Below are 14233 nucleotides of genomic sequence, written 5' to 3' on the forward strand. Positions count from 1 at the left end.
CGGTATGACCCCCAAAAATCTGCCGTCGTGAAAGCCACGCCGTCATAACGCAACCCGTTTGCAGTGCTTAGCCGGGTGGGCAGCCCCGATCGGGAGCGTCCAAAAGACCGCCTCACGAATTTTACCGTGGCGTTCTAGTCGTGACCCACCGAATGACGCCATCCGTCATGTAAACCACGGCGCCCCGAGGTGCTCCTGTGGCACGAAGATAGTCGCTCAGCTGAGCGGCATGATCGCGCCTATCCTGCTCGCTGGGCGCGACATCGCTCTTCCAATCCAGGACAACGGCAGGCTGACCATCTTGAACAGCGATGGCATCTATCCGCCCAGCCAGCGCAGTCGCCGCGGGTGAAGCCGAGAGCATCGCATAAATTGGCCACTCCGGAGCGAGGCTTGGCCTGAGTGCGGCGATTTCGGGCAGTGCAAGGGTGCGCGCGACGGTCACCGCTATTTCCTCTGGGTCCGGAAGCTTCGCTCCGTTGTCAGCATCAATTATAAGCTGCGTCATCAGCACTCGCGCACGTGCAGCGACGACCGGCATCTCCTCGGCCAGTTCGCCGGTAAGCATCTCCTCCATCAGCTTGTGGAGAATAAGGCCCCGCACGCGGCCGGCGCCGACCGGCAATTCGGTTTCTGGGGCTTCGCCAGGCTCCATCGCGATCGCCTCACCTCTTGGCGCTCGATCAGGATCGTGATCGCTTGGCCGCAGCCACTGGAGCGGCATCGCCGCGGCGGCGATCGCGGCACGCTCTGCCCCGAACAGCTCCGGCGTCTGCGTATTCGGAGGCGCGACGTCGGTCACGCGGGCGACCGGCGTCAAGTGCGACAGGACAAGCTGCGGCAAGTCCCGATGCGCAAGATCAACGATCCGTGCCCAGGACCGCTGCTCAGCCTGAGGCAATTCCGGAACGATCAGAAGTTCGCGGGCGCGCGTGCAGGCGACATACCAGAGGCGCTCCCGCTCGCGGGCCAAGCTATCGTCTTCAGACTCGAGTGCGCGAAGCAGTTCCGGCGGAACCACGTCGCCAATCAGCCAATGCAGTGTTTCGTCGTCGGCGCGGTAGACGAATGCCTCGCGCGAGCGCAGCAAGGTGCCGGTGTTGATCGGAATTACCACCGGCCATTCGAGACCCTTAGCGCTGTGGATCGTGATGATTTCGATCGCATCGCCTTCCGCATCAACTCGTCCCTCATTGTGGGGCACGCCGTCGCGCCATTCCCGGGCGAGATCCCGAACGAACTTCCTGAGGCCTCGCACACCGTAAGGCCGCGCACGTTCCAGGAACGCTTCGAGATTGGCGGCCGCGCGCGCACTACGATCACCCTCGCGCGCGGCGAGGGTTGCACGGACCGCGAGGCGTTCGATCGCTTCGGCCAAGAGCAGCGCAGGCGTGGTCGCCCGCACGCGTTTTCTGAGGTCTTGTAGGATCGCGAGCGTGCGACGTGCCAGAGGATGGGCGACATGATCGACATCGGTCAGCACCGAGAAGCGCTGGGGCGCTTCGGCGCGATCGAGATGCGGCGGAAGACCCACGGTGATGTCGAGTAGCTCCTCCTCAGTAAGCCCGACCAGTGGGCCACGCAGCAGCGCGCCGAAGGCCAATGTGTCGCCAGCGTCGGCGAGTACGCGAGCTAGCGCGAGCAGGTCCTGCACTTCTTGCCGGCGGAACAAACTCTTGCCGGCCTGCGAGGCGATCGGCAGCCCGCGCTGCTCGAGCGCGCGCTCATAACGCCAAAGCTCGGCGCCAGTTGGCGCAAGCAGGGCGATGCCGCCGGCAGTGAGCGGTACGATTGCGCCGTCCTCGTCGCGGATAGGGAGATTGCCGATAAGGCGGGTGCAGAGATCGGCAACGGCTTCGGCCTCCGCGTCGCGGATTTGAGCGGGCCGAGAATCAGGCGGCACATCCACTGTGATTCGCGCCGCGCAGGGCAGATCATGATCGGGGTCGCCGAGCGTCGACGTGAGCGGCACGTAACCGGGCTGGCCTTCTCCCGACAACGGGCGCGCGAAGCAGCGGTTGATGTGCCTAAGGATGTCGGGACGCGAACGAAAATTGGCGGTGACCTGAACGATATTTTCCGGCAATTGCCGCTCAACAGCGGCGCGCGCCTGCGAGTATGAGCCGATATCGGCGCCTCGGAAGCGATAGATTGCCTGCTTCGGGTCACCGACCATGAATAAAGCCCCGGCACGCAGCACGCTGTCCTGCCAGCGTCCGGCGCGATCCTTCCCCGCGATCCCGAAGAGGATCTCTGTCTGAACAGGGTCGGTGTCCTGAAATTCGTCGACGAAGATGTGGCGATAGCGTTCTCCAAGCGCGCGGCGCACGTCGTCATGCTGGCGCACCAGCGCACGCGCCTTCTCGAGCAAGTCGTCGAAGTCCAAGACTGCAGCGGCCCGTTTGAAGGCGGCGTAGTCATCGAGTACTTCGTCGAGCTCGGCCGCAAGCTGGGCGACAAGCGCGGTCGCGAACCGACCAAGAACGGTCCGGTAGCAGCGATTGACCCGCTCAAAGCATGCGGTCGCCTCTTCATTGAGGAGCGCGCCTCGCTCTTTGCCCGCGACACGCTCCCAAGCTGATTTCCGTCTCGGCGTGAGAAGATCGAAACTGTGTCGGCGCATGCACGCGAGCTGTGGCGGATGGGCGAGACGCCAGAGCGTGGCAAAATCCGGTGGAGGGTCGAAACTACCGGCGTAGAAGTTGGCGAGCGTCTCAAGCTCTCCGACCAATTCTAGGGTCTTGGGCTCGACCGGCTGCGACGAAATCCAGCGTCGGAAGTCCGCGACGGCGTCGACCAGGTCGATGTCGGGCCGACCGCCGAGCTCGGCGGGCAGAGCGCGTGCGCCGCGATATCTGAGACGGAAGCGTGCGAGTTCCTGAAGAGTATCGACGATGCGACGCGGATCATCGCGCGAGAGTGTCGCGATGGCATCGCCTGGCCGCTCGGGCGCATTCAATCGCCGTTTCAGCCACTGCTCGAAGACGGAATCGAAGGCCGCCGCCGCCTGAACGGCGTCAAGAATGCGCGCGCCCGGATCAATGTCGGCCTCAACCGCATAGCTGGAGATGATCGTCTGGCAAAATGCGTGAATGGTGGCGGTTGTCAGTTCGTCGAGCTTCGCCGCTGCACCGGAAAGTGCGCGTCGTTGGTCCACGTTTAGTCCGTTGGGCAGAGCAAGCCGCAAAGGTTGAGGCACACGTCCCGCAAGCAGCTCCTCGACATAGCGTTGCACGCGCGTCGCCAGCCCGCTCGCGGCAAGCTCTGTGAAAGTGATCGCGGCGATCGCGCCGGGCTCGGTGCCACGCGCGAGCAGCATGGTCAGGCGTCCGGCCATTAGCGCCGTTTTGCCGGTGCCGGCGGCGGCCTCGACGAGCAACGTGGCGTCGAGATCAGTCAGGATGCGAAGCCGTGCGGGATCGTCGGCGAGTGTCATCGGCAGCCCCACACTCGTGCAAACCCTCCGAAAGCGCGCATGAACGCGCCGTTCTTGAGCTGAAGATAGGCTGCTGGCGACGACGGCAGGGCTATGCGGAAGTCATTGTGCTCTTCCTGAGCGTCGGGGCCAGGCAGGGCATGGCCACCGCGCAGGAGGGTGATGGCCGCCGTGACATGCCCGCCGAGTTCGGCGATCGCCTGGTCGACGTCCGGTAGGCGATAGGGCCTCGGCTCTTTGTTGCCGAGAAAGACGAGGCGCGCGATCACGCGCGGATTGTCGGGGAGCAACTGACTGGCCGCGACCGAATAGATGACGCGCTGAAGCTCCGCACCGCGGCCAAGCACGATCTCCTCCGCTCGGCGCGGTTCTACGCCGGTCTTATAGTCCGACACGCGCACGCCGCGACGGTCGCCGGTGAGATCGAGCCGATCGATATTGCCTCGGATGCGCACCTGGGTACCGGGAATCGTAACAAGGGAATCGGGGCGCCAGGGTAGATCGTGTGCCATCGCACCATCGCCAGCTTGACTGAAAGCAAGCTCCGTCCAGCTTCGCGTACCGGGTTGGAACGTCTCGTCAAGCGTCAGTGCCTTGAGGGCGAGCTGAGCTGCGGCAGCGAGCGTGTGTTTCCAGAGCAACGCGGGCGGCGCCGATCGCTTGAGTGGCCAATGCGTGCGGACCGTCTCCGTCGAGGTCGCGAGCGCAGCTTCGATTTCCTCCCGGGACGCACGCGCATAGCCCGGCACAGGTTCGAGCGCATCAACCGTGCGCTTCAGCAACTCATGGACCAGCTCACCATAAGAGCGTGCGTCCAGCGTGAGGGGCTGATCGTCTTCTGGGACCGCGCGCCAGCCCAGCGCGTAGCGCCAGACGAAGGCGAGCGGATCGCGCAACATCAGCCGCAAGGAGGTGGCGGACTGGACATCACCGATTGCGCGGACGATTTGGGGATGGTCTGCGCGAACCTGGCCATCGTGGGCGGTGACGATCGGGCGCCGCCAGTTGCGCCAGCAGAGATTGGCTGCGGTGAGCGCCGGCGATGTCGCCGCTTCGTCCGGCCGTGCAAGAAGACGATCGGCCTCGCTGAATGCATGCTGCGGAATGCGCGCCCGCTTCAGGATCTGCAAAGATGCGCTCTGCGGGATCAGCGGGCTGGCGGACAACTGCCCACCTTGAGCGTTACGCCGGCTTCGCGAGAGAACGCAGCCGCGCGCCGCCTGACTGGTGATGACGGCAAAGGCGCGTCGATCTTGCTCGGCGACGGGATCAGGGTCAAGCACAGAGCGCGGCAGGATGTGGGCCGGTATCAGTGGGTCCTCGGCCGTGCGGCGCGGCCAAGAGCGCGATGTCATGCCGAGCAGGCGCACCCAGGGACGCGGCGCACCTGCAAGGTGGCTCGCCGGGCACCAGACAGCGCTCGCGCCTGGATCGCGTCCATCGGGCAGCCGCAAGTCCTCTAGTGAGAATTCGAGCCCTTCGGCCGGCGCGCGTCGAAGCGCCTCGGTCCAGAGCGCACGGGCCGCTGTGCCCAATAGCATCGCGCCGGCCTGCGCAGCCGCCTCGGGGCCACTCGCAAGCAGCCGCAGAATGGGCATCACGACCGGTCTTGGATCGCCTGCGTCGGCGCGGCGGCCGGTCGCCTCGTCAAGCGCGCGCTGCCACTGATCAATCTCGAACAGCGCCGCACCAGGCTGGAGGCCGAGCGACCAGTCCGCAGGCAAGTCGGCCAAGGCACGGCTTCGACCCGCGGCATGGCCGAACAGTCGCCGGAGGCGATCCTGGCCAAGCCCGTTGAGCAGGACGTCGGCAAGTGCGGCGCACGCTTGTCCCTCGCGCGATGCGAGGACCGGCACGCCGTGCGAGAAATGGAGTGGGAGATCCGCGTCCGCGACGAGAACCAGGAAGTGCTCGTCCCAGTCCTCGGTGGCCGTGGCACAGATCGCGATCTCATCGGGTCGCGCGCGGCCAGAGGCAATGAGTTCACGCATCCAACGTAGCGCTTCGACTGCTTCGGCGCGCGGGTTCGCGCAGGAAACTAAGGATATGTCCGCAGCCATCTCGCGGTCGCTGGTAATTAACTGGCCCGGAAACCAGTTCGCATCGGAGGTTCCAGGATTGCGCCAAGCGAGTGGGACCGTCTTCGCGAGCGTCGCAAGAAGCGGACGCCAGACCGATGCAATCTCACTGAGCTGATCGATATCGATTGACCCGAGCGCTGCAGCCGCATGGGCCGCGTGCGCAATTGCGGCATCGCGCAAGTCGCGCGGTGTCAGAACCCCTGCTGGGAGGTTGGCGCGAACGCGGCGCTCGACCTCCGCAAGCTCGGCAAGCCGAGCATTGTGGCTAGCGAGCCCCTCAAGATCGAGGTCGGCTTGCCAAACCTTTGCGAGCGTGCGGGCGATTGACCGTGTCGTGCCCGGAAGCTGACGGATACCTTCGAGCTCCGTCAAGCCGCCGGCGGCGAGTGCAGCGCGAATGGCTGGGTCGAGGTCCTGGGATCGCGCCGGTCGGTTAAAGCCTCCGGCGAGACGTGCAGCAAGCAGTGGAAGTGTGAAAATCTGCAGCCCAGAATCCGCTCGCTGTGCGGCAGCGATCCGCGCTGTACGGAATGCAAGCGGCCCTTCGACAACTATCGATCGTCGACTCATTTCCCCTCAGCCGCGACGCTATCATCGCCATGTTCGAAAGTTGCCGGCGTAATGCGAACCTGAGCCGCTCGCCCCTCCTCATGGAACCACAAATCTCTAATTCTCGCGTCATCGCTTGCAGGCAAAGGATTTGCGTCGCGCACGCGAAAGGTCGTGGGAAGGTTCACGGAGGTGCCGAAGACCAGCGCATGCTGCTTCGGAAGCGACGGGAGCCGCTTCAGGACCGCCTCGGAGATGAACGGGGTCATCTGCCGTATATGAGCAAGGTCGTCGGGATTCTGGATTCGATGGATGACGAAATTCGAGCACTGCGAAAGAATGGTCTTCGAGAGTTCACTGGGCCTCTGCGAAGCGGCGAGAATGAACAGCCCGTACTTTCGCCCTTCCTTGGCAATCCGCTCGTAAACTCTGCTGGCGTCTATGGCATAGCGGGATGGCTTCTCCGCGATGTATCGATGCGCTTCCTCAAGAAGCAGATGGATCGGAAACCGATTGCGTGGATCTGCTTGTCGGAGCAGCCGAAAGGCCATTCTAGCGAGCACTGACGCTACGAGCTCGACAACCTCATCCTCCACCGCATTCATGTCGATGATGACGATCTGGTTGCGTTTGACCCAACCCGCTCCGTCGCGTGCCAAACCGAGGAGCTGCTCAAGGAAGTTTTCGAGCGACGGCCCAGCTTGGCTTCCTTGAAGGTCGTAGCGCAGGAACGCATATTCAGGTCGCTCCTCGAGCGACTTAAAACGCGTCAGCATCTGCGAGCAGTAATCTCGGATCTGACGGTTACCGTGAGCCTCCTCGTATAGGATCGCCAGATCGAGCGCCTCTCCCAACGCGGAAAACTCAAAGGGAAGGTTGGCATATGCCGGGAATTTCAAACCTTCGATGATAAATCCGCCGCCATTGGCGTTTCCCAACAAATAGGTTGTTAAACCGGCAGGGTTGGCCATCTGGCCGAAGCCGATTTTGATGAATGGCGCGATCTTTTGATTGTTGATCTCCGGCGTGTTGAATCTTTGCAGCAGACCGACCATGCGATCGTGTTTTGACGGACTGCCTGTGTCGTCACGAAGAATTTGGCTCAGGCAGGTTGCCAGAATGTGGTTCTTGATCCCCTTCAGCTCCGCCGCGCTGCCCGCTGAGAACAATGTTGCCAGCCCGAGCGCCATGCGCAGTATCGGTAGTTGGGTGCGCTCGCTGGCCTGCAGAAGCAGCTCCCACTCTGACTGCTCCAGAAACCAATGGGGCAGACGAAAACGCTCCGTGCGTGCGGTGCCGTCCAGAATGACATGGTCCACGCCGATCTGCTTGCGCTTTGCGAGCGGCGACAGCGCCTTCGCATATTCTCCATTGACGTCGAATACGACGAACGTGGCACCGCGAGCATGGTGTTCTTCCGCCTTTTCGAACAAGGATTGGAGGACCGATGCGACCGTGCAGGACTTCCCGCTCCCTGTGTTTCCCAGGACGGCAGTGTGTCCGCCGAAGAAATCATCGATCCTGACCTTAACGTCGTAACCCTCGAATATGACGGACCGGCCGATCGTCAATGCGCGATAGCGGGTGGCATCAGGTGGCGTGGGTGGAACATTGTCGATCGGGGGTGTAGGCTCCGAAGGATGATCGGTTTCGAAGACTCGATCCAGTTCAGCGTCCAGCGCATACAGTGCGTCGCCGTAGAGTGACGGGAACACGGAGACGCCGAAGCGAAACCTTTCGCGCCGATCTTGAGGCAGCATCCCGACGGGAACGACATCGAGGTACTTCGCCGAAGAAGCCTTATCCAGCTCCCCTTCACTGCGACTAACATGACCAACGTCGCGCTCACGCAGGCCGACGACCTCGACAACCACGTACTCGGTTTGCACCGCGACCATCAGGAACGATCCGAGCCTGGCGACATAGTGAACGTCGTCGAATCCGACGACGGTGAAGTTGTCGGTGCCCGCATGCATCTCGATCACGAAACGGTCGGCCGCGACCGAGACCACCTTGCCGATTGCGCGCTTCCGATCGTCACGACTCATCGTCATCCTCCCCCTTCTGGGGAGCCGCGGCCTCCTTCTTCGGGGCCATCGCCTCGATCACCTTCCGAACGGCGTCATCAATGCGCTCGCTCGGGCGTTGCGGCATGAACTCTTCGATAATGGTGTCGAAGTAATGGGCTTTGCGTCCGGCGCTGCGTCCGGCACCCCCAATGATCCAAATTCGTGGATCATTTAGCGCGCGAAGCTTCGCAATCTCCCCGTCCAAATCTGGATCTACAAAGATCACGAGCCGGAACGTGGGAATCGTCAGGGCCTGATAGATGATATTGTTGATGTGCTCGTCGCCGAAGGCATACCCCATCGTAAATAGCACGCTCTGTTCGCGAACAATGCGTGACTGGAATTCCCGAAACAGATCGGCATAGGGAGACCCAAGGCTCGAATTCTGCTTGGCAGGCGTCGGATAGATCATCACCTTGCCCGGTTCTTTGGAGACGGCCGTTTCTCGGATCGGGAAAAGTCCGTGATCGTCCTCTGTCCAACTAATGGACCCATGAATCTTACACAGATAGACAAAGCCATCGACCGCAGACCACTTGCGGCTGGTGACATCGAGCTGTTCAGCGAGGGCGTACCGAAACGTCGCTGGATTGAACCGCCGTTCGACAACGCCGGAGAAGCCGTTCGTGTATGGCAGGCCGAGCCTATCCATTGCGGTCTCGTTGAAGAGATCGTAGTTCGTGGTGAACACCCAAGGACGCGGAAGAGATCGGTCGCGCAGCACAAGCTTGCGATAGAAGGATTCATAAAGGCCAACGACGGTATGGTCGCCATTCGCGAAGGCGCCGTTCGTGCATTTGGCCCAAAGAAATGTTTGAACCTTCTTGATGATCGATTCGACAGTCTTGAGTCTTGTGGCGGCATCACTCAGCGAACTGCGCACTAAGACGAAGCGCAGGCTGAAAAGAAGCTCCATCAGCCGCTCTAGGTTGCGCGCATACTCCGCGGCACCGAGGTCGATTCCAAACTGCTTCAACAGAGCATCACGTTCGTCGGCTGTCGGGAACGATTGATCCCCTTCCTTCGGTGCCGCCGTGAATTCCTTCGCGAGGGGCGCCATCGTTGGGATGCCGACCTCCTTGTCATTAGCCCACGACGAAGAACAGCCAGCTCCCAGGAGGAACGCCACATTTTTGGCATTCAGTGACTCAGCCAACGCCTTTCTGACAATATCCGCCCCATCAGGCCAATCATAATCAGCCTTCTCACCCTCGACGCCGCGAATAAACTTGAATGTGAGCTTCGATGGCTCCGTCTTGTCTGCATCCGCCACCGCATTCCCCCCAAATCTCTATTTCGCCGCCTCGTTTGCCCGGCGCGCGACATCTGCACTCCGCGCCATGAGGACCTCGAAGGTTTCAGCATCTTCCAACAGCAGACCGTCCTCGACCATGCGACCATAATCTTCTTCCAGCGCCTTCGCGGCATCACCGCCAGGCACGAGCTGCAAACCGCCATTCACGGCAGCCGCATAATCGATCGGACTTCGATCGGCCGCCCTCTCAACGAAGAACATGCCCTTGTGGCGCGCGACCGCGTTCGCCAGCTCCCTATCGGCGAAAGCCGCATCCGCCAGGCCGGCGTCATCCAGACGCGCTATGTCATGCCAGTGGCGTGCGAAGCGATCACCGCGCAGCCGCTGCTGGAGGCAGAAGACGTGGACAGCCGTCGCCTTCTCCCAGAAGGTCCGCTCGGCGTGCATCACGCGCGGCCGCGCTGTTGGGAACGTTACGCCTTCAACCAGGCCGGATGCATCGCATTTGATGTCGCGGAGGCTCGCCGGCTCGCCCGTTGATCGCGCCCCGAACTCCAGCATCACACTCGGTGCGACGTAGCCCGAGCCAGCGGTGGTCGCCTCGTAGTCGACAAACAGCTTCTCGCCTTCCACGCGGACGGCAGCCGCCAACGTCGCGGCAGCCAACGCGTCCGCGACGACCGGCTGCGCGGTGCCCGCCACCCAATCCGGCAAGCGCTTGCGCACCTCGCTCGACCAGCGCTTCTCCTCGCTACGTGTTTTCGGCAACGCCTCGCCGTTGCCGTCCACCAGGTCGGGCGCGATCGCCCGGATGTCGTAGGTCAGGTCGACGTCCTCGGAAAACCGCCGGATGACCCCATAGGCCTTCGACAGTGACGTGCCGCCCTTGAACACCAGATGCTCGCCGAGCGCCGACCCGTAGAGCGTGGCGAGCGCCCAAACCACCCACACATCCTTCTCGAGAAGGTGCGCCGGTCGTCCCGACTGATCGGCCGCGACGCTTAGCGCCTCGCGGCGGTCAGCGACCGGAAGGTGGAGAAAGGCGTCAGCCATGCGCCGCCTTTCCTACGCTGCGCGCGAGCCAGGTCGGAAGCTGCGGCGCTGCCGCGACCAGTTCGCTGAAAGTGGACGGCGAGAGCTTCCGCTTCAACGTTTTCAAGGCGGCTTCCGCTTTCTCCGGCCCAAGCCAGGCCAACGCCCGCACCGCCTCGCCAGCCGGCTTATGAGCCAGGGCGAGTTGCCAGCGCGGAGCATGACGAAGTTCGACAACCTGTTTGCCGAGATTCATCGTTCGGCTGCGGCCGGAGGTTAGATAGACCGACCGAACCGGCACCTGGGTCGTCAGGCCGAGAGTGTTGGCCGCCGCCGCCCCGCTCGGGACGATGACTTCGCCGCGCTGGTTGGCGAGCGCCTCGACCGCTTGCTGGACGGAGGGGGCCCTCGTTCCGAACCGGCTCGTGATGGGACGGAGATAGACGCCGCGACCGGCCCGGATCAGTTGGCCCCGCTCAGTCAGACGCGACAAAGCCTGATCCACCGCGGCGCGATTACCGAGGTGAAGCAAGCTCTTAGCCGCCACGGGCGTACCTTCCGGCAACCCTTCGGCATGCGCGAGAATCTGTTCGGTTAACCGTTGCATGGCCGTTCTCCTGTCAGAAATATACGCGGTTTTCTGACAGTTTTCAAGCCAGCGGACTTGCTGGGGAGCCGTCTATTTCGGCTAGATCAAGGGCGAACCCCTGTCGAGTAGACCATCCAGGAAATCCTCCCGCGAGCTGATCGGCCCCGCGAGCGTCGCAAGGATCAACGCCTCGACGATCTGGCGGGCCAACGACCGCGCCATCACCCGCTCTTTCGTCGAGATGGCGGTCATGGCTCGGCCGTGCAGGAATGCGCTTCGCACGTTGAAGAGCTGCTCATACTGATCGGCGAAGCGTCGATCGCCCAGCAGGCCGGCCACCCGTCCCCGAATTCTATTCGTGGCGCGCATCCCTTTGTGGCGGTCAGGCGCGATGCGAAAATTCTTCTGATAGTCCGCGCGCAAGCCGAGCGCCGCCTCGATCGTCGTGATGTGCGCAAGGAATTCATCCACGCCCTCGGCCAGGAACGCGCGGACGAGGAAGTGAGGGATCGGCGTCTCAAACAAAACCGATTGCTTCGCCTGCTCGACGGTCGTCCATCGGCTCTGGTCCCACACCGTCAGCTCGGTCTTTGCATCCTCTTCTAGGTGCAGCTCGACCGGGCGCTCTTCCTCGTATGTCCCGCCATAGCCATCGTCGTAGACCCGGTCCTCCCAGCTCAACGTGTCGGGGGACGGCGGCGAACTGGGACGAACGAAGATGTCGCTGTCGATCGTGTAGACCCATGGCACACGGAAGCCCCGCCAATCGACTTCCTGCATGGTCGACCAGCTCTCCCAGGGGGCCAGCAGGAGGAAGAACAGCGCTTCTTCCAAGGCAGTCGGGAACCGCCCTTGATGCGGTTCGACCCGCCCCAGATCTAGGCTCAGGTCCATGAACAGGACCGGGACCGCGCGTTCCTCCGGCTCCTGCTCGAGCACCACGACCTCCTCAACGATCAGCCAGTGGAATTCGGCGAAGCGCTCGGCATCGAAGTCCTGACGCGGATAAAGCCGCCTCAGCCGGCGCGCATCGATCACGCCGCGCAGCTCGTCGGCGCTCAACCGGCACACCCTGGCCGGACCGAATGCGTGCGGCGGCAGGTCGGCGGCAAGATCGAGCGGCGCAAGGTGAATGCGCCTGGCCCGGGTAGCGCGCAGCGCCGCGTCCAATCCCTTCGCCGCTTCCTCCACAGGCATGGCAAGATGGGCCGTGTCCTTCTGCAGGTGACATGGAAGGCCCAACGCCCGCAATGCCGTCGAGAGCGCGAAGTTCGGCCCCTTCTTGCCGGCGTTTGGGTAGTCGTCGCGGCAGATCTCACGCAGCCGCATGAAGGCCGGGTGCGCAAGAATATTGTCGGGCCCGGGCGGTCGTATGCGCCACAGGTCCGTCATCGCCATCAGCATCGCCATTCTCGGACCCGTCTCGCTCATCAGGAGATCCGGAGCCGCCGCAAAAGCTTGCCGAGGACCGCCTCGTACTCCTCGGGCTTGGAGAAATCGGCGTAGAGCTTGCCTTTCAAGAACTCTGGCAGCTCACATTCCTCGTAGAGCAGCGGCAGCACGACCACCTCGCCGCTCGCGATCTCGCGGTTCATCGCCACGTCGAGCTCCTTCTTCACCCAAGGAGCGCCGATCGACTTTTTCGACAGGACGACGGCGATGTAGCGGCTGAGCTTCATCCCCTCTTCGATCTTGGCGATCAGCGAGTCCCCGATGTCGATTTCGGCCTCGTCCAGCCACACATGCTCTACGCCATGAGCGAGCAGATCCTTGCGAAGCTGGCGCACGAAGGGTTTGTCGACGCCAGTATGGCTCAGGAAGATGCCGTGATACTTCTCATGCGCCGGATCGGCCTTCTCCAACGCGAGGCTGTCGCGAACGAGCTGGTTCTGGGCTTCCTGCGACGTCGGCGGCGTCAGCAGCCAGCCCGTCGGGGTGCCGAGCATCAGCTGACCGCCGAGGCTGTAGCCCTCCGGCGTCGCGGCGATCGACCCATAGCCTTCGCCGGGATCGGATAGGCACAGCGTCCAGCCGCCGGTCCGCGACAGAACCTCGAAATAGCGCGCGAAGGGGCTGTCGAGATCGACCGGCCCCATCCTGCGCCCCTTCTTAATGAGAAGCTCCGAACGCTTTACGAAACTCGCCACTTTCGGCGCCACATATCCAAGATGGGTTTCGCGATAGCCGAAGAAGTTCACCCGCTTCGGCTCGGACAGGCACCAAACGACCGTCGCGCCACCCGCAATCGCGGCCTCCATCTCCTTGCGTCGGTCCTCGCCATCGAAGGCGGAGTCGAGGTCGTAGCGGTCATTCTGCCCCTTCAGCTTGCCCAGCTCGTAAAGTTCGTTCGAAAACTCTCCGGCCTTACCGAACAGAAAATGCGTGTAGCTCTCCGGATTGATGATGATCGTGTCGTATTCGTAGAGCGGATAGGCCGCCCGCTCTCGATCGACATCGGGCTGGCAGAGCCCGAGATTTTCGATCTCCACGCCATCGATCTTGTCGCCGGTGTAAGTCAGCCCGACAGTCAGCACCCGTTTCACGTGTCGTTCCTTTCCGCCGCCTGCTTGGCCGCCTCTCTAGCTTTCACTTCCAAAACCTCGCCGCGGCTGCCGACGAGCGCGATCTCGATGCCGGCCAAGGCGCACCGCGGCGCGAGCCGCTCGGCCAGGCGCAAGGTGCCGTCCGTCAGCGGAACCACGGCCACCTGACGCCCCTGCGATGGCGTGGCCATCAGCAGGCCTACGGTCTCGCAAAGACCCCGGTAGAGCCGCGACAACTGGCCTGGATGCCGCGCGTTGATAATGCCGCCCTTGCATTCGGCCGAGATGACGTGGTCGCCGATATTCGCGACGACATCACCGAGCCCGGACTTCGGGTTGACGGTGATCGTCTGGCCCGCCGGATTTCGATAGACTCCGCCATAGGCGGTGCTACCGACGCCGGAGACCTTGGTGAACGCTCGCCGCCCCAGCCAGCCCGCGAAATCGAACTGCTTTCCGTGCTCGCCGTCGGGATGGACACGGACGTCCCGTGCGCCCTGCGTGCGGAGCAAGTGCATCGCGTAGGCGACCATCACCGCGCCCTCATACAGATGATGTTCGTGGGCGCCGTCCGATTTTCCGGCGCGGTTCGGCGGCGGCTCGAGCGCCGTCACGAGATCCTCGAAATCCAATCCAGCCTCCCCGCGATATCTGCGGACGCGCAGCGCGCACCATTGAC

Annotated in this window: 9 protein-coding genes; all 9 read right to left on the reverse strand. The window is 62.9% G+C overall.

Annotated elements, in window-relative coordinates; all coding sequences use genetic code 11:
* Positions 1 to 121 precede the first annotated feature (121 nt).
* The 9 genes from HMPREF9695_RS19620 to HMPREF9695_RS19660 all read right to left on the reverse strand — a co-directional run bounded on the left by HMPREF9695_RS19620 (position 122) and on the right by HMPREF9695_RS19660 (position 14186).
* On the reverse strand, positions 122 to 3436 hold the full coding sequence (locus HMPREF9695_RS19620) for a UvrD-helicase domain-containing protein (RefSeq protein WP_006022641.1): 3315 nt from the start codon (positions 3434 to 3436) through the stop codon (positions 122 to 124).
* Positions 3433 to 5889: a PD-(D/E)XK nuclease family protein gene (locus HMPREF9695_RS19625; RefSeq protein WP_244432725.1), complete on the reverse strand. Its 2457-nt coding sequence runs from the start codon at positions 5887 to 5889 to the stop codon at positions 3433 to 3435. The genes HMPREF9695_RS19620 and HMPREF9695_RS19625 overlap by 4 nt, the downstream gene beginning before the upstream one ends.
* Before the next feature lie 194 nt (positions 5890 to 6083).
* Positions 6084 to 8114 (reverse strand): ATP-binding protein, encoded by a 2031-nt coding sequence (locus tag HMPREF9695_RS19630; RefSeq protein WP_006022643.1) that lies wholly within the window; start codon positions 8112 to 8114, stop codon positions 6084 to 6086.
* Entirely contained in the window at positions 8104 to 9408 is a 1305-nt protein-coding gene (locus tag HMPREF9695_RS19635; RefSeq protein WP_006022644.1) for an SIR2 family protein, read from the reverse strand. Before HMPREF9695_RS19635 ends, HMPREF9695_RS19630 begins: the two co-directional genes overlap by 11 nt.
* An 18-nt stretch (positions 9409 to 9426) precedes the next feature.
* A complete protein-coding gene (locus HMPREF9695_RS19640) occupies positions 9427 to 10443 on the reverse strand; it encodes a nucleotidyl transferase AbiEii/AbiGii toxin family protein (protein ID WP_006022645.1) in 1017 nt (338 codons plus the stop codon).
* Positions 10436 to 11029, reverse strand: a complete 594-nt coding sequence (locus tag HMPREF9695_RS19645; RefSeq protein WP_006022646.1) for a DUF6088 family protein — start codon at positions 11027 to 11029, stop codon at positions 10436 to 10438. Before HMPREF9695_RS19645 ends, HMPREF9695_RS19640 begins: the two co-directional genes overlap by 8 nt.
* Before the next feature lie 81 nt (positions 11030 to 11110).
* Positions 11111 to 12442, reverse strand: a complete 1332-nt coding sequence (locus HMPREF9695_RS19650; protein WP_006022647.1) for a hypothetical protein — start codon at positions 12440 to 12442, stop codon at positions 11111 to 11113.
* Positions 12442 to 13554, reverse strand: coding sequence for a toll/interleukin-1 receptor domain-containing protein (locus HMPREF9695_RS25315; RefSeq protein WP_006022648.1), 1113 nt, complete (start codon positions 13552 to 13554; stop codon positions 12442 to 12444). Before HMPREF9695_RS25315 ends, HMPREF9695_RS19650 begins: the two co-directional genes overlap by 1 nt.
* A complete protein-coding gene (locus tag HMPREF9695_RS19660) occupies positions 13551 to 14186 on the reverse strand; it encodes a hypothetical protein (RefSeq protein ID WP_006022649.1) in 636 nt (211 codons plus the stop codon). Before HMPREF9695_RS19660 ends, HMPREF9695_RS25315 begins: the two co-directional genes overlap by 4 nt.
* Positions 14187 to 14233 lie beyond the last annotated feature (47 nt).

Origin of the sequence: Afipia broomeae ATCC 49717 (assembly GCF_000314675.2) — a bacterium.
GTDB lineage: Bacteria > Pseudomonadota > Alphaproteobacteria > Rhizobiales > Xanthobacteraceae > Afipia > Afipia broomeae.

Bases quoted from the DNA above. Each gene is read 5' to 3' on its own strand.
- HMPREF9695_RS19620 (WP_006022641.1), bottom strand. From the start codon at position 3,436: ATGACACTCGCCGACGATCCCGCACGGCTTCGCATCCTGACTGATCTC.
- HMPREF9695_RS19630 (WP_006022643.1), bottom strand. From the start codon at position 8,114: ATGAGTCGTGACGATCGGAAGCGCGCAATCGGCAAGGTGGTCTCGGTC.
- HMPREF9695_RS19640 (WP_006022645.1), bottom strand. From the start codon at position 10,443: ATGGCTGACGCCTTTCTCCACCTTCCGGTCGCTGACCGCCGCGAGGCG.
- HMPREF9695_RS19645 (WP_006022646.1), bottom strand. From the start codon at position 11,029: ATGCAACGGTTAACCGAACAGATTCTCGCGCATGCCGAAGGGTTGCCG.
- HMPREF9695_RS19650 (WP_006022647.1), bottom strand. From the start codon at position 12,442: ATGAGCGAGACGGGTCCGAGAATGGCGATGCTGATGGCGATGACGGAC.